Raw genomic sequence first — 21,435 nt, 5'->3', positions numbered from 1 at the left:
AGGACAACAACTTAAGGCTCAATCCACGGTTTCGGGGGGATTTTAAGTGTGTGTGCCTGGCTGAGGCGCGGCAAAAACAGGGTTATCAATTGGCCCATTGCTGCCAACTGCGATCACTACCGATGAACGTGCTATTCGGCCAAAGCTGCCTTCCTTTGAATGTTGATTTCAATAACATCAAAGACATGCTCGGAGCGCTATTCCTGATCCGCGCCAGGCTCCTTCATCGGAAAACAGCAGAGAGAATGCGTGCACTGGGACAAGATTTTGATCGAGCGCTTGTGGTGTCTTCTTGGGACGTACATCGCACTAGGCTTGGAGGATTCAGCAATGCCAAGATTTTTAAGCTTCCCGAATTTCGTGCCAAGTGCTGCGAGAATGGACTTTCATGGCGTCGCCTTCTTGGCTGTATCCGGGAGAACAGAACGAAACGTGCCTAACAATTCGTTCCAGCGGACCGCCTTCTGCGTCCGCTGAACTCACACGTTAGACCCGCGAGTCACCACCCGCCCTATGCCATCTATTGAACAAGACATTCCCGCGATCTTCGTCCAGCATGCGGCCGACATCCTTGCTGACACGAACACCGGACTCAGTGGGCCAGTCATCGTCCGCGCAACCGGTGCGTATGCACTGGAGTACGACGTCACGATTCCCCATGCGACTTACCCATTCGATGCCGGAAACAAGCGCACCGCACTGTATGAGAACGTTATGGCGTTCTCGCCAAAACAGCGCTACCGGATTCTGAAGGAGCTTTGCGACCATACCTCCTTCGGCCTCGTGCCAAACAAGGAGCGGCAGGCTCTCAAGGTCAAGCTGGTAACGCGTTATGGGCACCTTGACCCAAAAGACACACCCTCCGAGGTAAACGAGACACTTCTTGAGGAAACCAAACACTGGCTTAGTGGATTCCCAGAAGCGTTGTCTTTGTATGGACAGGCGCTGGAGAAGTATCAGCACGGCGCCTTCAAACGAAACTTGCTCGACGATCTCCGACTCGGGCTAGAAAAACTTCTCTGTGCCCTCCTTCAGAATGAGAAGTCCCTTGAGAATCAAATTTCGTTCTTGGGTGGGTACATCAAGAGCCGCGGCGGATCGCCAGAACTGGCAAACATGTTCGTCAAACTCGTTGACTACTACGCCAAGTATCACAACACGTACGTCAAACACGACGACGCGGTCATCGAAGAAGAAATTGAGTTCGTTCTTGAAATCACCTCGTCATTCATGAAGCATCTCGTGAGACTGCATGCGCGGGCCTAACATGGCGCTCAACCTCGCTCCCTTCGGTCGCTGGACGCTGCGCGATAAAGCCGCGCAGTGCCGGTTAGCTCTACGTTATGCATCCGGAGGATTCAGTGGCATTAACTATGCAACAGGTAGCTGACCTGCAGGCAGCAATCAAACACTACGGCTTTCCTGCAGTTTATTTTGATTTTTCTGTCAATGCACCAGTAGCTGCCGCAAGTATGACTGCAGTGGAAACACACATACACAGTCAGCTGACTTCGTCAAATCAAAAAGACGTCCTGCACGGGTTGGCAAACGTCATCTACTGGGGGTACGCCCAAATCGGTTATCGAGACGTCCGCGTTAACAAATTTTTAACTGGAGCAAATGGCACACACGCCACTTCGTCGAGAGGGACCGCCTGCAAGCTGCGCTTACAGGTTCCCTTCGCGGCTTTGCCGCTACGGCGGCCCCTCACGTCAAACGTTAGACCCTACATCCTATGACACACACCCCAATATTTTCCGTTTCGCAATTTCCTCCCGGCACGGAGGATGGGCCAATTCCATTTATATGCAACATTGCAGGGCCTTTAGGCGCGTTGCAAGGAGAGCTGCATTGGAGGCTATTCGACTTCTGTAGGATCCATCAAATCGTCTATAAGGAAATCACCCATATTGAAGAAAAACTTGATGCTCTTAACCTCAAGGACATCAAACTCACTGGCGACATAGAGTCATTCGAGGAGTATCAGAAGTCCCAGCTGTTTGACGCCGTAATTGCAAAAGATATTGAAAACAAAAGAGTCATCAGCTTCGTCGACCACATGGCAGTAGTCGGTCTCTGGGCCATTGCAGAGCAATTCTTAGGAAAGGTTTATCGCGGGTTCAAAGGCCTTACAGATAGCTGCAAACCAGAAGATGTATCGGCCCCATATCGTTGGGATAACTTCTTGACTGAATTTGAGGCCATCGGAATAAATTTGAGGGAGTGCGAAAACTTCGTAAACGCCGATGAGTGTCGAGTCCTCAATAATTCCATTAAGCATGATCCGGTAGTTAATAGTCGCCTGGTCACCTTCGCGTACTTTTTGCCCTATCAAGGTAAAAAACTCGAAGATGTGCCGCTCGAAATGCAGAGATACCTAAATGGTGTCTCAGACTTCTTGGGGAGCTTGATTGAAACCGCCAACCAGTCACTTACCATAAAAGGGTTCTAGGTCTAACCTCTCATTCCACCGGACGCTGCGCGCTAAAGCCGCGCAGCGCCGGTGAATTCAAACGTTAGTGTCCGCTTTTTCATGAAGGCACCGACTGCTTTGGGTCAGGAGCGGACTGCCCAGCCAAGTGCCCTCAGTGTCCGCTTCGGCCGAGAACCGGTACCTTAGCGGAGGTATGGTCAGCATCAGCTCTGTGTCGAAAACTGCCATTCCTGCCAGCAAAAAATAGTACTGGGGGTATCTTTAGGGGTACATTATCGACCGTAAGAAATGAAATCAATTTATAAACAATGGGTTTTCAATCCAATTCAATCCCTGTCGGGCCACCTCTGCTTGCAAAGCAGCAAGCGCCGCAGATCAAAAAAGCCGCGACCGGCAAACGGCGCGGTTTTTTACGCCATGTCCTCCCCCTCAGCGCCATCCGGCGCGATCCGGCCGCCCGCGCACAGCCCGGCCAGCTCGGTCCTCACGAATTGATGTACCGGATCGTCGTTCACCCTGGGATGCCATAACAACTCCACATCGATCCGCAAGCTCGGCTCGTCTATCTGCGCGCGCGCCATGCCCGCCTGATGCCGGCCGACGATGGCGCAAACCACGGAGGGCAGCACCGCCACCGCCGGCACCGCCGCCAGTATCGGCGGAATGGCCAGCAGGCTGGCGGCGCGCGCCAGGACGCGGCGCTGCAAGCCGCGCAGTTGCAGGTAATGGTCTATCAGGCTGAGCGCTTCGCCGATGTAAGAGGTGTAGACATGCGGCCAAGCCGCCACTTCCTCCGCGCCCACCACGGCCGGCAATTGCAGCTGTCCGCGGTGATAGAGGCAGGCGAAGCCGCTGCGCAGCAGGGTCTGGCGTTCCAGCCGGGGCGTGGGGAAGGGAAAGTAGCCGACGGCGTAATCAATCTGCGCCGATTCCAGCGCCGCCAGCGCCTGAGCGGCGGACAAGGCCGCCACATCCACGCTCAGGCCCGGCGCCCGCTCGCGGCAGGCCCCGAGCAAGCCGGGCAGCAAGGCGGCCTCCAGCGCGTCCGGCAAGGCCAGCCGCACCGTTCTTTCCACTGTTTCCAGGTCCACGGGCCGCTGCCGGAACAGGCGCTCGCCGGCGCCCAGCCAGGCGTCCAATTCAGGCAGCAAGGCCTCGGCGAACGGGGTGGGCATCATGCGCTGGCCGTGCCGGTACAACAAGGCGTCCTGCAACTGCTCCCGCAGCTGCTTGAGCAGATGGCTGACCGCCGGCTGCCCCAGGCACAGCAGCCGCGCGCTCTGGCTGACGCTGCGCGTGCTCAGCAGCGTGTGCAAGGCCACCATATTGTTGAGATCCAGGCGGCGCAGCCAGACCGCATCTATATCAGTCATTTCGATAGATACCATGTAAACAATCGATTTCATTGAATTATAGCCGGCTCCGATAATGGGGACACCCTCCCGAGTCCCGAGCCCATGAACGCCGAACGCACGCAAGCCACGCCCTGGTATCTGATTTCCATCATGCTGATCGCCTGTCTGGAGTTCTTCCAGAACGGCCTGCTCAACTTCGCCTCCAGCCAGGTGATGGGCGGCGTGGGCGCCGCGCCGGAGGAGTTCAGCTATGCGGCCATGGCTTACGCCAGCGCCGCCGTTCTGGTGCTGTTGCAGCACGAATGGCTGAGCCGCCGCCTGGGCATGCGGCGCTATATCCGCCTGTCCATCATCGTGTTCGGCGTCGGCGCGCTGACCTGCGGTTTCGCCAATAGCCCCAGCCAGCTGATACTGGGCCGGGCGCTGCAAGGCCTGGGCGGGGCGGCTTTCTTCACCGCGGCGCGGGTGGAGGTGAACGCGCTGACGGACAAGAGCAAGATGCTGGGCCTGCTCTGTTTCGGCTATGCGCTGATGCTGGGCTCCGCCTGCGGCCCGCTGCTGGGCGCGGAACTGATCAGCCGCCAGGACTGGCGCTGGATTTTCTTCGCCGTGCTGCCGGCGCTGGCGCTGGCCTGGCCGGCCACCCGGCTGCTCAGCCAGCGGGCGGAACCGGCCCATCCGCACACCCAGGGCTCGCGCGCCTTCCTGTGCATGATTGTCGGCGTGCTGGCGCTGCAATGGCTGATTCAACAGCTGCCCTACGATTTCTTCTCCCGGCCCGAATGGCTGCTGGCCATCCTCGCGCTGGCCTTGCTGGCCGGCTGGGGCTGGCAATACCACCGCCGGCGGCGCCCGCTGCGCAAGAAAGCCCTGCTCCAGCTGCGCTACCTGGCCGGCCTGGGCTTTTACAGCTGCTGCTATCTGCTGGTTTCCGCCAACAGCTACATCCTGCCGGTGATGGCGCAGCAGGCGCTGGGCTTTGATCTGCCGACAACCGGGCGCTTGCTGTCAGTGAGCTTTGTCGCCGGCATCCTGTTTTCCACGCTCTACGCCTTCTTATTGCTCAAGCGCCGGGCGCGCGGCGTGCGCGCCATGATGGCGGCGGCCTGCTGCCTGCTGCTGCTCTACGGCGTGTTGATGTCCGGCCTCAATCAAAACGCGCCGGCCAGCCTGATCGTAAGCATCCTGATCTGCAACGGCGGCTTCATGTCCCTGTTCATCATGGCGGTGGCGCAGGCCACCTTCAGCCATATCGATCAGCCCGACTTCGCCCGCGCCTACCAGACCAAGAACATCGTCCGTCAGCTGTCGCTGTCCATGGGGGTGGCCGCCAGTACAGTGTTTCTGCAAGCGCGCAACGCCTTGCACTACCAGCGCCTGTCCGAGGGCTTCAGCATGCTCAACCCGGCGTTCAACGCCGCGCTGGACCAATTGCAGCAAGCCTTGCCGGAGCTGAGCGCCAAACAAAGAATGGCCGTGCTGGCGGGGCAACTGACGCAGCAATCGCAATTGCTGTCCTGCCTGGATTTCTTCCGGCTGGAATGCGTGATGGCCATAGGTCTTATAGTGATAGTGCTGTGGCAGCAAAGCCTGGGCCGGCAAGACTCCGGCCCGGCCGCATCCAAGCCTTTATGAGCAAGGAGATCCAAATGCTATATGGACTCACCCCGCTGGGGATCTTTCATACCGCCGTCAGCCTGCTGGCGGTCGCTTTCGGCGCCATCGCGCTGTGGCGCGACGGCAGGATCAGCCCGCGCAATCGCCTGGGCCAGGCTTATGTGATCGGCACCGTGATCAGCTGCGTCACCGCCCTGGGCATTTTTCAGCACGGCGGCTTCGGCAAGCCGCACGCCTTGGCCCTGATCACGCTGGTCGTCCTGCTGCTGGCGCTGCTGGCGGAGTTCAAGGGCCTTTTCGGCGGCAAGGCCGCCCATGCGTCCGCCGTCGGCTTGTCCGCCACCTTCCTGTTCCATTGGATTCCGGCCGTCACGGAAACCTCCACCCGGCTGCCCTTGGGCCATCCCCTCTTGTCCAGCCCCGACGCGCCCGCCCTCCAGATCGCCACCGGCGTCCTGCTGCTGCTCTTCATCGCCGGCGCCGCCCGGCAGTGGAAAACCATCAACGCGGCCTTGAAAGCGGGCGCGGGATGACCACATGCAAGCCATGCTCAAACTGGATCTCAAGATACGAGCCGCGCAAGCGGCGGACCTGCCGGCCCTGATCGGCGTCGACGCCATCGCGCAGCGGGACCCCGCCCGGCGCAGGATGCTGGGCGAGGCCATCGCCGCGCAAAGCTGCTGGCTGGCCGAGGCCGAGGAGGCGCTGGGCTACGGCATTCTGGACCGCTCCTTCTTTCAACAGCGTTTCATCCCGCTGCTGATGGTGGCGGAAACCGCCAGAGGCCGCGGCGTGGCCAGCGCCTTGATGGCGGAGTTTGAACGGCGATGCGCGGGCGACAAGCTGTTCACCTCCGCCAATGAATCCAATCTGCCGATGCGGCGCTTGCTGGACAAGCTGGGCTTCCGGGAAAGCGGACGCATCGACAATCTGGACGACGGCGACCCGGAGCTTGTGTTCATGAAGCGGGCTGCGCGCCCAGCCGGTTAAGACGCCGGCTGCGGCCAGCTCAGCTCAAAGCGGCTGCCGCCGCCCACGCGGCTGCAACGGGCCTCGCCGCCGTGAGCCAGCGCGATGGCGGCCACCACCGCCAGCCCCAGGCCGCTGCCGCCCTTGCCGCTTTGCCGCGCCGCGTCCGCGCGGCGGAAGGCCTCGAAGGCGTGCGGCGCGAAATCGTCTGGAATGCCCGGCCCCTCGTCCTCCACCCGCAAGCTGCACAGGCCGTCCTCCATGCGCAGCCGCACCCGCACCAGGCCGGGCTGGGCGTAACGGCGCGCATTGTCCAGCAAGGCCAGCAGCGCCTGACGGATGCGCACCGGATCGCAATGCGCCGGGCGCTCGTCCAGATCCAGCACCGCCTGCAAGCCGGCCGCCAACAAGGCGTCCTCGAACACCTCCACCACCGCGCGCACTTCGGCGGCCAGATCGGTGTCCCGCATCTCTATGTCCAGATGCCCGCTTTCCGCCAGGCTGATCACGCGCAAGTCCTCGATCAGATGCGCCAGACTCTCCACCTGGGCCAGCAGCCGGCGGAACTGGTTCTCGTCCGGGGTGAACACCCCTTCCGCCAGCCCTTGCAGCCGTCCGCGCAGCACCGTCACCGGGGTGCGCAGCTCATGGGCGATGGCGGCGTTCCAGAACGCCTGCTCCTTGGTCATGCGTTGCAACTGGCCCGCCAGCGCGTTGAAGTCGTCGGCCAGCGCCGCCGCCTCGCGCAGCGAACGGTCCCCGGCCGCCGCGCGCGCGTCCAGATCGCCCTGAGCCACGCGGCGTATGCCCTCCGCCACCGAGTTGAGCGGCACCAGGATGCGGCGCGCCAGACGCAGGCCCATCACCACCGACAGCGCCAGGCCCGCCACGGTGCTGGACAGCAGCCACACCCATTCCGGCATCGTCATCTTCCAGCCCGGCGTCTCGAAATGCACCGGCCAGTAGGTCATCGCCACATAGTAGAAAGTGAAGCCGGTCACCACCACCAGCACGGTCACGCAGAAGGCCATCGTCGCCATCGACAGCGCGATCTGCCGGCTCAGCCCCTCCAGCCTCATTCCGCGCCCCACAGCTTGTAACCCACGCCGCGCACGCCCACCGGCACGCCGTCCACGCCGCACTCCTCCAGCTTCTTGCGCAGCTTGCTGATGTGGCTGTCCACGGTGCGCTCCAAGGCGTCGCCTTCCGGCAGGCAGGCGGCCAGCAGCTCCGCGCGGCTGAACACCCGCCGCGGCGCGCGCGCCAGTTGCGCCAGCAGTTTGAATTCGGTCAGGGTCAGCGTCAGCACATGGCGCTGCTTGCCGGCCTGCACCGCCACTTCGTGGTTTTCCAGATCGATCTCGAACGGCTCCGCGCGCAGCACGCGCGGCTCCGCCTGACGCGCGCCGGACATGGAGCGGCGCAGCACCGCCTGCGTGCGCGCCACCACCTCGGCGGGATTGAAGGGTTTGACCACGTAGTCGTCCGCGCCGATGCGCAAGCCCATCAGCTTGTCGATGTCCTGGTCCAGCGCCGTCAGCATGATCACCGGCGTGTCGCCGCGGTGGCGGATTTCCGCCAACACCTGCCAGCCGTCGGCCCGCGGCATCTGCACATCCAGCAAGACCAGATCCGGCTTCAGCGACAGATGCAGCTCCAGCGCCTGCCGGCCGTCCGCCGCGTGCGCGCAGCGCATGCCGCTGCGGGTCAGATAGGCGGTGAGAATCTCCGCGATCTCGGGTTCGTCTTCAGCGACGAGGATCAAGGCCTGACGGTCTTGAGCCCCGCCGGACGGTCGCATTGTCTGAGTCATGGCGCCGATTTCGCATCCTGTTTGCATCTCCATCGAATCTCCATGCTACCACACGAAAAACCCCATCCGGCCCCGGCATACTGCCGCATATTTTTTACGGGCGGCCCGCCGCCCAAGCCTGATTGGAGTGGAAATGAAGAGTAAACGAGCCAGCCTCTACGGCGGCGGCTGCCTGCTGGCGGCGGCGCTGCTGAGCGCCTGCGGACAGGCCGAGACCCAAACGCCGCCGCCGGCGATCCCGGTGCGCACCCTCAGCGCGGCCCCGGCCCCGCTCAAGCTGAGCGAAGACCTGCCCGGCCGCGTGGCTGCGGTGCGGGTGGCGGAAATCCGCCCCCAGGTCAGCGGCATTGTGCTGCGCCGGCAATTTGAGCAAGGCACCGAGGTGCGCGCCGGTCAGCCGCTGTTCCAGATCAACCCGGCGCCGTTCAAGGCGGAAGTGGACACCGCCGCCGCCGCGCTGCAACGCGCCGAGGCCGCGCTGGCGCGCGCGCGGGTGCAAACCGCCCGCCTCAAGCCGCTGGTGGAAACCGACGCCGTCAGCCGCCAGGTTTACGACGACGCCGCGTCCCAGCGCGATCAGGCCGCCGCGGACGTGGCCCAGGCGCGCGCCGCGCTGGCCCGCCGCCAGCTGGACCTGAAATTCTCCCGCGTGGAAGCGCCCATCTCCGGCCGCATCGACCAGGCCCTGGTCACCGAGGGCGCGCTGGTGGGCGGCGCCGACGGCGCCCCGATGGCCCGCATCCAACAGATAGACCAGGTGTACGTGGACGTGCGCCAGCCGGCGGCGGCGCTGGAAGCCGTGCGCCAAAGCCTGGCCGCCCAGCCGGACAACGCCGGCGGCGGCCTGCCGGTGTCCATCCTGCGCGACGACGGCGCGCCCTACGGCCTCAACGGCCGCATCCTGTTCTCCGGCGTCAACGTGGACGCCGGCACCGGCGACGTGCTCTTGCGCGTGCTGGTGGACAACCCAGAGCGGCGGTTGCTGCCCGGCATGTTCGTCCGCGCTCGCGTGCCGCGCGCCAGCTACGCGGCGGCGCTGACCGTGCCGCAGCAGGCCGTGGTGCGCATCGGCGGCAAAACCCAACTGTGGACCGTGGACGCCAAGAACCAGGCGCGGCTGAACGTGGTGGAGCTGGGCGAACTGGCCAACCGCCAATACCGCATCCGCTCCGGCCTGCGCGCCGGGCAGAAGGTCGTGGTCGAGGGCATGGAACGCCTCGCCGACGGCGCCGTGGTGGCCGCCAGCGAAGCCGCGCCCGCGGCCAAGCGCTGATCGAAGGAAGCCGCCATGTCTCAATTCTTCATCCGCCGCCCGGTGTTCGCCTGGGTGATCGCCCTGTTCATCATCCTGCTGGGGGTGATCGCCATCCCGCAGCTGCCGATCGCGCGTTACCCCTCGGTGGCGCCGCCCTCGGTCACCATCACCGCCAGCTACCCCGGCGCCACGCCGCAGACCATGAGCGACGGCGTGCTCAGCCTGATCGAGCGCGAGCTGTCCGGCGTCAAGAACCTGCTGTATTTCGAATCCTCGGCCGATACCTCCGGCATCGCCCAGATCACCGTCACCTTCAAGCCGGGCACGGACCCGGAGCTGGCCCAGGTGGACGTGCAGAACAAACTCAAGGCGGTGGAGCCGCGGCTGCCCGCCCCGGTGCGCCAGAACGGCGTGATGGTGGAATCCGCCTCCTCCGGCTTCCTGATGCTGATCGGCCTGCGCTCGGACAGCGGCCGCTTCGACGAAGGCGCGCTCAGCGACTACCTGTCGCGCAATATCGCCGAAGAACTGCGCCGCATCGAAGGCGTGGGCCGCGTCCAACAGTTCGGCACGGAACAAGCGATGCGCGTCTGGGTGGACCCGGCCAAGCTGATCACCTACGGCCTGTCCATGAGCGAGCTCACCGCCGCCATCGCCCAGCAAAACGTCCAGATCGCCCCCGGCAGCCTGGGCGCCGCGCCCGCCCTGCCCGGCCAGCGCGTCACCGTGCCGCTCACCGTGCAAGGCCAGCTGACCGCGCCGGAAGAGTTCGCCGCCATCGTGCTGCGCGCCAACGCCAACGGCTCCAAAGTGGTGCTGGGCGACGTGGCGCGGGTGGAGATAGGCTCCCAGGGCTATAGCTTCGTCAGCCGCGAAAACGGCAAGCCCGCCTCCTTCGCCGGCGTGCAGCTGGCGCCGGGCGCCAACGCGGTCAAAACCGCGGAAGCGGTGCGGGCGCGGCTGGCCGAGCTGAGCACCTCCATGCCGGCCGGCATCAGCTACTCCGTGCCCTTCGACACCGCGCCCTTCGTCAAGATCTCCATCGAAAAAGTGATCAAGACCCTGTTGGAAGCCATGGTGCTGGTCTTCCTGGTGATGTATCTGTTCCTGCAAAACGCGCGTTACACCCTGATTCCGGCCATCGTCGCCCCGGTGGCCATGCTGGGCACCTTCGCCGTGATGCTGGCCACCGGCTTCTCCATCAACGTGCTGACCATGTTCGGCATGGTGCTGGCCATCGGCATCATCGTGGACGACGCCATCGCGGTGGTGGAAAACGTGGAACGGCTGATGGCGGAAGAAGGCCTGTCCCCGCGGGACGCCACCTCCAAAGCCATGAAGGAAATCACCGGCGCCATCGTCGGCATCACCCTGGTGCTCACCGCCGTCTTCATCCCCATGGCCCTGTCCAGCGGCTCCGTGGGCGTGATCTACCAACAGTTTTCCCTGTCCATGGCTGTGGCCATCCTGTTCTCCGCGCTGCTGGCGCTGACGCTGACCCCGGCACTGTGCGCCACCATGCTCAAGCCCATCCCGCAGGGACACCATGAAAAGCGCGGCTTCTTCGGCTGGTTCAACCGCCGCTTCGCCCAGCTCACCGCCTGGTACGAAACCCGCGTAGGCCGGCTGATAGGCCGCGCCGGCCGCGTGATGCTGCTGTTCCTGGCCATCTCCGGCGCGCTGGCCGCCGGCTTCAAGGCGCTGCCCTCCTCCTTCCTGCCGGAAGAAGACCAGGGCTATTTCATGACCAGCTTTCTCTTGCCCGCGGACGCCACCGTCGAGCGCACCCGCGACGTGGTTAAAACGCTCGATGACCATCTGGCGACGCGCCCTGCGCTCCAGTCCAGCATCTCCATCATCGGCTACGGCTTCTCCGGCTCCGGCCCCAACGCGGCGCTGAACTTCGCCGTGCTCAAAGACTGGAAACAACGCGGCGACAGCAGCACCGTGGAAGAAGCCATGCGCGCCCAACATCGCCTGTCCGCCGTCACGGAAGGCGCGGCGATGAGCCTGCTGCCGCCGGCCATCGACGAACTGGGCACCAGCTCCGGCTTCAGCCTGCGGCTGCAAGACCGCGCCAACCAGGGCCACGCCGCGCTCAAAGCGGCCGAAGCCCAATTACTGGAACTGGCCTCCCGCAGCAAAATCGTCCAGGGCGTCTACCCGGACAGCCTGCCGGCCGGCACCAGCGTGCGCCTGGACATAGACCGGCAAAAGGCCGAGGCGCTGGGCGTGTCCTTCAACAGCGTCAGCGACACCCTGTCCACCGCCATGGGCTCCACCTACGTCAACGACTTCCCGCACGCCGGCCGCATGCAGCAAGTCATCATCCAGGCCGACGCGCCGGCGCGCATGCAGCTGGACAATGTGCTCAAGCTCTACGTGCGCAACGCCAGCGGCGGCATGGTGCCGCTGTCCGAAGTGGTGCGCCCGGCCTGGTCCGAAACCCCGCTGCAACTGGTGCGCTTCCAGGGCTACCCGTCCGCCCGCCTGTCCGGCGGCGCCGCGCCCGGTTACTCCAGCGGCGCGGCCATGGCCGAGATGGAACGGCTGGCCACGCAACTGCCGCCCGGCTTCGCCCTGGCCTGGACCGGCCAATCGCTGCAGGAACGCCAATCCGCAGCCCAGGCCCCCATGCTGATGGCGCTGTCCATGATCGTGGTGTTCCTGGTGCTGGCCGCGCTGTACGAAAGCTGGGCCATCCCGCTGTCCGTGATGCTGGTGGTGCCGCTGGGCCTGATCGGCGCCATCGGCGCGGTGATGCTGCGCGGCATGCCCAACGACGTGTTCTTCAAAGTGGGCCTGATCACCGTGATTGGCCTGTCCGCCAAGAACGCCATCCTGATCATCGAGTTCGCCAAACAACTGCATGAAGAAGGCAAGAGCCTGGTGGACGCCGCGGTGCAAGCCTCCCGGCTGCGGCTGCGCCCCATCCTGATGACCTCGCTGGCCTTCGGCCTGGGCGTGCTGCCGCTGATGCTGGCCACCGGCGCCAGCGCCGAAACCCAGAATGCCATCGGCACCGGCGTGTTCGGCGGCATGGTCACCGCCACCGTGCTGGCCATCTTCTTCGTACCCGTATTCTTCGTGGTCGTGATGAGCGCGCAAGCGCGCATCGCCAACTGGCGCAAACCGCGTCCGGCCGCGGAACAGAAAGTTGAATCATGAAAGCGCTCCTCCCCCTGGCCCTGGCCTTAAGCGTCTCCGCCTGCTCGCTGACCCAGCCGCTGCGCAAGCCGGAGCCGCCGGTGCCGGCCCGCTACGCCACGACGGCCGCGGACGATGCCAACGCCAACGCCGCCGACCTGGGCTGGCGCGCCATGTTCGGCGACCGCCGGCTGCAAAGCCTGATAGAGCTGGCGCTGCGCAACAACCGCGACCTGCGCCTGGCCGCTCTCAACGTGGAAGCCGCCGAAGCCCAATACGGCATCCAGCGCGCCGCGCGGCTGCCGTCCGTGGACGCCGGCGCCGGCCTCAACCGCCAGCGCAGCCCGGCCAACCGCGAAACCGATCCGTTCACCCCGGCCGCCGTGCAAAACCAGTACGGCGTCAACGTGGGCGTCAGCGCGTTTGAGATTGACCTGTTCGGCCGCGTGCGCGCGCTGTCCGACGCCGCCTTCGCCCGCTACCTGGCCACCGACCACGGCCGCCGCGCCGCCCAGATCGCCCTGGTGGGCGCGGTGGCGGACGCCTACTTCGCGGAACGGCTGGCGCGCGAACAACTGGCGCTGGCGGAACGCACCCAGGCGGACTGGCGGCAATCGCTGGCGCTGGCGCGCCGGCTCAAGGACGCGCAACAGGCCGGCGGCCTGGACGTGGCCCAGGCCGAAGGCCAGGTGGCCAGCGCCGACGCCGACCTGGAAGCCCGCGCCCGCGCGGCGGACCAGGCGCGCAACGCGCTGCGCCTGCTGCTGGGCGCGGAACCGCCGGAAGACCTGCCCGAGCCGCTGCCGCTGGACCGCCAGCCGGTGGTGACCCGGCTGGCCGCCGGCCTGCCCTCCGAGCTGCTGTTCCGCCGCCCGGACATCCTGCAAGCCGAACAACAGCTGGAAGCCGCCAACGCCGACATCGGCGCCGCGCGCGCCGCCTTCTTCCCGCGGCTGTCGCTGAGCACCTCCGCCGGCTTCCTCAGCCCTGGCCTGCGCAATCTGTTCGACGGCGGCCAACACGTATGGAGCTTTGCGCCGCAAATCAACATCCCGCTGTTCCAGGGCGGCCGGCTGCGCGCCGAACTGCGGCTGGCGGAAGTGCGCAAATCCAGCGCCGTGGCCGAATACGAACGCGCCATCCAGATCGCCTTCCGCGAAGTGGCCGACGGCCTGGCCGGCCGCGAAACCTTCAGCCGCCAGATAGACGCCCAGGCGCGCGCGGTGGCCAGCGCCGAACGCCGTGCCGACCTCTCCGGCCAGCGCTACCGCGCCGGCGTGGACGGCCGGCTGGAACTGCTGGACGCCCAACGCCAACTCTACGCCGCCCAACAAGGGCTGCTGGACCTGCGCCGCGGCGAACTGAGCAACGCCATTGCGCTGTACAAGGCGCTGGGCGGCGGCCTCACCGAAAAGTAAAAACGGCGAAAACCCCCTGATGCAGCGTCGGCGCACCTTGCCTCAGAGATTTTGTTGGCCGCTCTAAGAACGTGTTTGCGATCTCGCGCGCTAGGCGAAAACCGCTGAGAAAGTGGAATGTACGCGGGGTACATCAGCATTTCGAAGCGGTACTCACCGTGTAACGCTCCACCACGCGCAGCAGATCGTAAACAGGTTCTCAGCGCCGCTTACCGCACACCCCCATCCCCTCCTTTCGCGCGGCCCACGCTGGCCGCGCTCTTTTTACCCCGCCTCCCGCCTTGCAATCCCGCGCCCGTGGATACAAACATAAAGCTGTACCACCCCATTGGCCGCACCAAGATGAAGCTTCTCTCCCAGCTCTCGCCGCGCAGTTTCCGGCTGCGGCTCAGCCTGCTGTTCGGCGGCCTGTTCCTGCTCGCCTCCTTGCTGGACACCGCGCTGGAACCGCAACTGAACCAGGGCCTGCTGCAAGACAAGGGCGAAGCCTTGCAGGCCACCGCGCGCGGCATCGCCAAATCCCTGGCCGCCGGCCTCAGCCAAAGGCGGCGAGAACTGGCCCTGCACACCCAAACCCCCGTCTTCCTCAGCGCCCCGCTGGACAGCCCGGCGCTGCGCGGCGGCCTGGAACACATCAGGCTGCACAACCCGGACTACGCCTGGCTGGGCGTGATCGCGCCGGACGGCCGCATCGTCTCCGCCAGCGGCAAGGCGCCGTCTCCCCGCATTGAATTCGCCGCCCCGCTGCATGACGAGGCCGGCAAGCTGCGCGGCGCGCTGGCCGCCCAAAGCGCCTGGGCCTGGGTGGCGACGCTGATCGACGACCGCCTGCCCCGCGGCAGCGCCGGGGACGCGCCGCAAGTCTTCATCGTCAACCAGAACAACACCCCGCTGTTCCCGCCCGGCGCGCCGGACCAGGCGGACATGCCCGCGCCGCTGAGCGGCCCCGGCTACCAACAAGGCGACTGGGCGGATGGCGAAACCTACCTCTACGCCGACGCCGCGATAGACGACGCCCCCGGCCCCGGCTGGCGCGTCATCGTCCGCCAGCCGCCGCCGCAAGCCTTTGCCGCCCTCAGCCGGCTGCGCTCCGCGCTGACCCTGCCCGGCTTGATCATCACCCTGCTGCTGATGATCGTGGTCTACCGGCTGGCCACCGCCTTCAGCCGCCCGCTGGAAACCCTGGCCCGCACCGCCCAGCGCGTCAGCGCCGGCGACGAAGAAGCGGACTGGAGCTTGCGCAGCGGCGCCCGCGAACTGCAACAACTGGCCCAGGCCATGCGGCAGATGACCGCCGCCCTGCTGGCGCGCCGCGGCGAGCTGGCCGCCGCCAACGCCGGCCTGGAACAAAAAGTGGAGGAACGCACGGAAGCGCTGAGCCAAGCCAAACGCCAATTGGAGGAAAGAGCGGCGCAACTGGAGCAGATGGCGCGCCACGACGCGCTGACCGGCCTGGGCAACCGCATGGCCGCCACGGAATGGCTGACGGCGGAATACCAGCGCTATCACCGCAGCCGCGCGCCCTACTCCGTGCTGCTGCTGGACGCCGACCACTTCAAACGCGTCAACGACAACCACGGCCACGCGGTGGGCGACCAGGTGCTGCAACAGATCGCCGCCGCCCTGAACGGCGCGGCCCGCGCCACGGACTTCACCGCCCGCTACGGCGGCGAGGAGTTCCTGCTCCTGCTGCCGGACACCGACGCCGAAGGCGCGCTGGTGCTGGCCGAACGGGTGCGCGCGGCGGTGTCCGCCGCCTCCGACACCGTGGCCGGCGTCGTCACCGTCAGCATAGGCGCGGCCACTGCGCGCGACGACGACGCCACCCACGAAACCATCGTCCAGCGCGCGGACGAAGCCTTGTATCGGGCCAAGGCGAATGGGCGGAATCGGGTGGAGGGAGCGGGGTGAAAACCAGTCTCACGAGAGCTTCGCTATAGAAAGATATTCTGCAGTTGAAAGGCTAGCAGGCTCGCTAAGTCATCCCCATTTCTTAAACGTAAAGCGCCTCTTCCATCACAAAAAATTTTAGTAACTTAGATGTAAGGGTCTTCATGTTCAAAAAGCCCTCACTAATTCAACCTTACCTCCCCCTTACAGTGAGGTTATCCACCCCAATGTAGACAAGCTGGACACTCAACAGCCCTCTACACCCTCCGCCGAACATCAATAAATTCATTTGAAATCAATAAATTAGAGCAAAGCGCCATGTAAATTGCTCTCTGTAAAAAAATCAGCATTAGAGTTAACTACTCTTCCCCCTTAGCTTACATCCTCCATATCCAAGTATTTTTCGACCTGCAGCCATATGTAAGTCATGTTCCACAAGCAGAAAACGCTTCACCGCACCATGCAAACGGTATAGTTTTGTGAGAAGATATCGATAGATTTACAAATAAAAATTTAGCCTACCACAACAGACACATTAAGTAATTTTACGGATTGATCAAAATCAAAACATCAATCAAAAGTGAATTAATTTCAACCAATACAGTGTTTTATTTATGCGTACAAGATGGAGATCTTAAATGCATCAGTATCAGAGTATAAATAATCATGGATCTATAGAAAAAGCAGAACACGATCAGTGCATCGGAATAATGCAACATACATACACCATAAATGGAATTTCTGCAGAAATTAGGCTCCATTATTTAAAATTCGATGGAAATGGCCAGCCAATGATGAAGGCTTTAGCCAATTTATTATACTCATACATTATCGATTACTGTATTTCATCCAAAAATAGATCTGACGTACTTACTACACAACAAGCCACTCAACTAACTAGAGAAGCTCGACGACTTTTTCGACACCCTGACATTACCGACGAATCTCCCGACAAGACAGGAGAAGCTGGAGAAATCCTGCTGTTCTTTTTAATTGAATCAATATTAAAAGCACCTCAGGTAGTCTCAAAAATGGAATTGAAAACCAACCACAAAGATGAAGTAAAGGGATCAGATGGAATACATGCTCGCTTCAACGGGAAAGATCAAGTAGTAGATTTTTATTTTGGAGAGTCAAAACTTTATAAAAAATCATCAGATGCAATTGATTCTGCACTTAAAAGCATAAACGAATTTCATGATATAGAAATGTTTGAGCATGAGTTCACCATGACCACAAAGCATTTCAAGTATGCCGACGAAGAAACAAAACAAGCTATTTCATCGCTAATCATCCATGGACAACCAGGACCAAACGTTAGAATTAATCACGCATGCCTTATTGGGTATGACTTTAGGAAGTTTACAGAGATATTTGGGACCGGAGCTAAAGAGTTAGAGAATGATTTTTTAAATAAATTTTCAGACGACGCACCTCGCCTTGTGAATTTATTACAGAGTAAATTCGATGCGTTTAACAAAAAACACTTACGCTTCGAAGTTTTCTTCATTCCATTTCCATCTGTCGTAGAATTTAGAAATGCTTTTAACGATGCCTTGAATTAACCAGGAATTAAAATGACAAACAATTCACAACTAGAAGAATTAATCTCTCGCTTAGAAATAAGTAGCATTAAAAAGCAACTATCTAAATTCACGAAAAATGTTGAGATCGCATACTTTTCCTCCAGAGAAATCTCAACATTATTTGGACAAGCCTCAATACTGTCCCTCTCAGACAACAGCGATGACCTCGCCCTATGCTACGACATAATAACAAGACTGCTAGAGGTCACTGACGGTGAAAACGAGAAAATTGTCAATGCCGCGGAAGTGCTACTCTCAAGAATAGGGAACTTTCCAGGCAGGGCTCTACTTAGAGATAGATATTTAAACAATGCAACCCAACCTATCTCCTCCGTTCTAAAACTGGAGTGTATCGCAAGGGAAGTTGAAAACTCTATTTATATTAACAGCGACACTCCCACTCTACTAACAGATTTTCAATACAAACTATTCCAGTCATTACACGAAGAGCAGTCTATTAGTTTTTCTGCACCGACATCCGCAGGCAAATCCTTCATTTTAAATTTAGATTTAATTAGAAAGATAAAAAAACAAAAGGGGCAATCAATAGTTTACATTGTTCCTACCAGAGCTTTAATAGCTGAAGTATCCAGTAGAATCAGAAGGACTCTTAAAGAAAACTCCATTCAAGATGTTGCAGTAAAAACTGCACCCTTTCCTGTTCCAAGAGAAAAAATCAAAACGGCTGCCATCTATGTCTTAACCCAAGAGCGCCTACTTAGCTTGTTAAATACGCCAGAGGAACACTTGTTCATAACATCTCTCATTGTCGATGAAGCTCATGAAATTCAAAAAGGGAAAAGGGGAATTGTGCTTGAAAGTGCCGTTAGCATGGCTCTGTCGAAATTCCCTAACATAGACATATTGTTTGCAAGCCCCCTTATAAAAAACCCCTCATATTTTCTAGAGCTATTTGGCCGAAATAGAAATGGCCGATATTTTGTCGAGTCATTATCACCAGTTTCACAAAACATCCTACTTCTTTCTGAGGTAGAAAAAAAACCCAGCCATATGCATCTAGCTTTATTAACTAGAGAGAAACATCTAAACATAGGAGAGTACTCACTAGATTTCAAGCTTAGAGGAGGCAAAACTGTTCAACGTGCAAACATAGCACTCATGCTTAGCAATGAAATAGACTCCGTAATATCTTACTCGAACACTCCATCTGACGCAGAAAATATCGCAGAAGAAATAGCAAAAGCATCTGAAAGCATCAACCTATCTGACGATATTATTGTTTTTATAGACTTTCTCAAAAGTGAAATTCACCCAGAGTACCCTTTAATTAACTGTCTACGCCGAGGAGTTGCATTCCATTATGGTAAGATGCCTTCTTTGGTAAGATCAGGCGTTGAACGATTATTTCGAAATGGTGACATCAAAATCATATGTTGTACAAGCACTCTATTACAAGGTGTGAACCTACCCGCAAAGCATATAATCATTGAAGACCCTAAGTCTGGTGATCATGCTATGAAAAGAGCAGACTTCCTAAATCTGGCAGGTCGCGCAGGCAGATTACTAAAAGAATTTCATGGGAACATTTGGTGTATTCGCCCATCAACATGGAGAGAAGAATCTTACAAAGGTGAAAAGCTACAAGAGATTTCTTCTGCTATTAGTGACGTGATGAAGGATGGAGGAACCGATTTACAAAAACTAATTAAAGGAGGGGAGCTTACAGAGCAAAACAAAGACCGCGCAGAAGCTGCTTTAGGGAAGCTATACTTTGACATTTTAACGACAAAAGACACATCACCTATAGAATCGTATAGAAACGAAATTAACTCTACATCAATCAATGAAACCATAAATTCAATTTCACAAATCAAAACAACAATTCCACTAGAAATAATATCAAAAAACCAAGCAATCAGACCTGACTCCCTTCAAAATCTATATAACCACTTAGAAAGTAGTGTTAACCTGCATCTTTATCTGCCCATATCACCATACACTCCTGGCGGAAAAGCCAGAATGGAATTTATTTTTTCCAAATTCTACGAGTACTTCGAATGGAATGTAGATAAAAAATTTGCATCTCTAATAGGCTGGCTGGCGCACAACTGGATCTGGGGGCATCCAACCAAGAGAATTTTATCCGATAGAATAAATAAAGTTCATGAGAGCTACCCTGAAACGCCTGCCTCAAAGATAATAAGAGACACTCTTAATATTCTTGATGACTCAATACGATTCAAGCTTGTGAAGTATTTTTCAGCATACATAGACATGCTAAGATTTATTTTAAACAACAAAAACCAAAAGCATGCCGCAGAAAAAATTGAACCATTTCACATTTATCTAGAATTTGGATCATGCAATAAAGCCATGCTCAACCTCATGGCATTAGGGATATCTCGTTTCACCACCATACACCTAGTAAACATGTACGACTTCTCGAAAGCAGAAGACCACCATGATTACATTACCTTCCTCAGGAGAATAGATTTAAATTATGCACAGATGCCAGTAATGTGCAAATTTGAAGTAAAGGAATTAATCAGCTGACAACTTCAAGTAGTGATCAGCACCAAAACACCCCATATCAGCCACACAGAATCCAATTCAAATATAAAGCAGGGGCAAAGAAAAATTAATAATTTAAACACACATTTTTTTGCCCCTGCTTACTACATATAAAAGTAAGAAGCAAAAGCACAATCTATTTTCGCCACCCCGGTCTGAGCCGCACCGTCCATCAAAGCCCCCACCCTTGACGCCCCCTCCCAGCCTGTTTAGGCTTGGTCCCGCGTCGTGCTCAATCACACGGCGCAGGGCTTGCAAACCCATAACTGACTTTCCCGCAGACACGACAGTCCGCTTTGGCACTGTTACGTCTGCTGCCACGCCGTACCCATTCGGGGCGGGCCGTGGCAGGGAATCCGAGAGGATTGCCGGTCACTGGAAAGTCAGCCGGTTTTGCAACCTTGTCATGTGCCTGCCCTAGCCTCGCCTGGGCAGGTTTCCAAAGATGACATGGAGACCGTGATGACCTTCTCTACCTTTCCCTCCGCAATGCCGCCGCCCGCCTGCCCCCATGACGCAGGAGAACGCCCCGAACCCGCCGCCGCGCCGGTGATGGAGCAACTGCATTCCTGTGCTCAGCGCTTGCCCGCCGCCGCCGGCAATGTGCTGCTGCTGGGCGATCTGGGCCGCCAATTGAACGATTGCTATATCCAGCTGGACTCCGCCTTGCTGAGCGGGGTGATGGACATCCGCGCCGCCCACACCGGGCTGTTGGCGCTGCTGACCTTGCTGGAACGCCGCGACGAGCCATTGCTGTTCAGCAGCGAGAAGGCGCTGGCCTTGCTGGAGCCGATACAGCAGCGTTTGCAACGCGGTCTGGAGCACGTCAACGGAGTGTTGTGATGGCGGCCAAGGAGAGCATTGTCATGATGAGGCTGCTGATCCAGCACCACGACGTCCTCAAACGCGCCGCCAGTTTGATCTCCGCCTATGAAGAGCGCATCGGGGCCATTGCGTTGACGGACGAGCACCCGGACCATCCGGCCGACACCGCCAGCATTCATCTGGAGATCAGGCGGGCGCAGGTGGGTTTTGAGCTTTGGGACCAATGGCGCGGCGAGCACGAGCCAGCCCGTACCGCCTTGTTGCGGATGTGGGCGTCCGGCAAGTGGACCAACCGCGACACCTGTGTGCGGCAGTGTTATCGGCTGGCGGGCTTCAGCAATATGGTCACCGCCCGCCAGGCCTTGGTGGGCGCGCCAATGCCGGAGCCTTTGGCCGTCCAAAGGCAACACACCATGTGGGGGACGCCGTAGCCGGCTGTCCGGCGGTGTGGCGTCGAACTCGTTTCCGCGTGGGTATCGCTGCGCTCCTCCCACCCTACGGTTGGAGCCGTGTTTGGGGCCGCGTTTGGGTAGGGTGGGTGGAGCCGTCAGGCGATACCCACCAAACAGGCGGCTGTCCGGCGGCCTGTGGCGT

At 59.7% G+C, this 21,435-nt stretch carries 17 protein-coding genes; 14 read left to right on the top strand and 3 right to left on the bottom strand.

The window, feature by feature from the left end; all coding sequences use genetic code 11:
- From ACODSD_RS24170 to ACODSD_RS24160, 3 genes are all read left to right on the top strand, one after another.
- Positions 1-440 (top strand): hypothetical protein (locus ACODSD_RS24170; protein ID WP_488878542.1); only part of this gene is annotated, 440 nt, incomplete at its 5' end.
- 73 nt (positions 441-513) lie between these two features.
- Positions 514-1,266 (top strand): hypothetical protein, encoded by a 753-nt coding sequence (locus tag ACODSD_RS24165; protein ID WP_488878541.1) that lies wholly within the window; start codon positions 514-516, stop codon positions 1,264-1,266.
- Positions 1,267-1,735: 469 nt separating this feature from the next.
- Positions 1,736-2,452, top strand: coding sequence for a hypothetical protein (locus ACODSD_RS24160; RefSeq protein ID WP_488878540.1), 717 nt, complete (start codon positions 1,736-1,738; stop codon positions 2,450-2,452).
- Between the two features lie 392 nt (positions 2,453-2,844).
- On the opposite strand, the gene ACODSD_RS24155 is transcribed toward ACODSD_RS24160, so the two are convergent.
- Positions 2,845-3,807, bottom strand: coding sequence for a LysR family transcriptional regulator (locus tag ACODSD_RS24155; RefSeq protein ID WP_488878539.1), 963 nt, complete (start codon positions 3,805-3,807; stop codon positions 2,845-2,847).
- 84 nt (positions 3,808-3,891) lie between these two features.
- Here ACODSD_RS24155 and ACODSD_RS24150 point away from each other — a divergent pair, with 84 nt between their 5' ends.
- The 3 genes from ACODSD_RS24150 to ACODSD_RS24140 are packed head-to-tail and all read left to right on the top strand — an operon-like array spanning position 3,892 to position 6,396.
- Positions 3,892-5,424, top strand: coding sequence for an MFS transporter (locus ACODSD_RS24150; RefSeq protein WP_488878538.1), 1,533 nt, complete (start codon positions 3,892-3,894; stop codon positions 5,422-5,424).
- 14 nt (positions 5,425-5,438) lie between these two features.
- Positions 5,439-5,939, top strand: coding sequence for a hypothetical protein (locus tag ACODSD_RS24145; RefSeq protein ID WP_107801972.1), 501 nt, complete (start codon positions 5,439-5,441; stop codon positions 5,937-5,939).
- Between the two features lie 4 nt (positions 5,940-5,943).
- Positions 5,944-6,396: a GNAT family N-acetyltransferase gene (locus tag ACODSD_RS24140; protein ID WP_488878537.1), complete on the top strand. Its 453-nt coding sequence runs from the start codon at positions 5,944-5,946 to the stop codon at positions 6,394-6,396.
- Here ACODSD_RS24140 and ACODSD_RS24135 read toward each other — a convergent pair.
- Positions 6,393-7,454: an ATP-binding protein gene (locus tag ACODSD_RS24135; protein WP_488878536.1), complete on the bottom strand. Its 1,062-nt coding sequence runs from the start codon at positions 7,452-7,454 to the stop codon at positions 6,393-6,395. The two genes, ACODSD_RS24140 and ACODSD_RS24135, sit on opposite strands and share 4 nt — an antisense overlap.
- Positions 7,451-8,188 (bottom strand): response regulator, encoded by a 738-nt coding sequence (locus ACODSD_RS24130; protein ID WP_107801976.1) that lies wholly within the window; start codon positions 8,186-8,188, stop codon positions 7,451-7,453. The genes ACODSD_RS24135 and ACODSD_RS24130 overlap by 4 nt, the downstream gene beginning before the upstream one ends.
- Positions 8,189-8,321: 133 nt before the next feature.
- On the opposite strand from ACODSD_RS24130, the gene ACODSD_RS24125 reads away from it, so the two are divergent.
- The 8 genes from ACODSD_RS24125 (at position 8,322) to ACODSD_RS24090 (ending at position 21,272) form a co-directional block, all read left to right on the top strand.
- A complete protein-coding gene (locus ACODSD_RS24125) occupies positions 8,322-9,461 on the top strand; it encodes an efflux RND transporter periplasmic adaptor subunit (protein WP_488878535.1) in 1,140 nt (379 codons plus the stop codon).
- A 15-nt stretch (positions 9,462-9,476) separates the two neighbouring features.
- A complete protein-coding gene (locus ACODSD_RS24120; RefSeq protein WP_488878534.1) occupies positions 9,477-12,611 on the top strand; it encodes a multidrug efflux RND transporter permease subunit in 3,135 nt (1,044 codons plus the stop codon).
- The gene (locus tag ACODSD_RS24115; RefSeq protein WP_488878533.1) at positions 12,608-14,008 is read left to right on the top strand and encodes an efflux transporter outer membrane subunit; all 1,401 of its coding nucleotides are present in this window, start codon (positions 12,608-12,610) and stop codon (positions 14,006-14,008) included. Before ACODSD_RS24120 ends, ACODSD_RS24115 begins: the two co-directional genes overlap by 4 nt.
- Before the next feature lie 297 nt (positions 14,009-14,305).
- Positions 14,306-15,919: a sensor domain-containing diguanylate cyclase gene (locus tag ACODSD_RS24110; RefSeq protein WP_488878532.1), complete on the top strand. Its 1,614-nt coding sequence runs from the start codon at positions 14,306-14,308 to the stop codon at positions 15,917-15,919.
- 617 nt (positions 15,920-16,536) lie between these two features.
- Entirely contained in the window at positions 16,537-17,463 is a 927-nt protein-coding gene (locus ACODSD_RS24105; protein ID WP_488878531.1) for a HamA C-terminal domain-containing protein, read from the top strand.
- A gap of 12 nt (positions 17,464-17,475) precedes the next feature.
- The gene (locus ACODSD_RS24100; protein ID WP_488878530.1) at positions 17,476-19,998 is read left to right on the top strand and encodes a DEAD/DEAH box helicase; all 2,523 of its coding nucleotides are present in this window, start codon (positions 17,476-17,478) and stop codon (positions 19,996-19,998) included.
- A gap of 480 nt (positions 19,999-20,478) precedes the next feature.
- On the top strand, positions 20,479-20,859 hold the full coding sequence (locus tag ACODSD_RS24095) for a hypothetical protein (protein ID WP_488878529.1): 381 nt from the start codon (positions 20,479-20,481) through the stop codon (positions 20,857-20,859).
- Positions 20,860-20,882: 23 nt separating this feature from the next.
- Positions 20,883-21,272 (top strand): hypothetical protein, encoded by a 390-nt coding sequence (locus ACODSD_RS24090; protein WP_486635940.1) that lies wholly within the window; start codon positions 20,883-20,885, stop codon positions 21,270-21,272.
- Positions 21,273-21,435 lie beyond the last annotated feature (163 nt).

The sequence above is a fragment of the Chromobacterium sp. FG22 genome (assembly GCF_057809415.1).
Note: the sequence above shows the minus strand (reverse complement) of the source record. Positions and strands in the feature narration are given on the sequence as shown.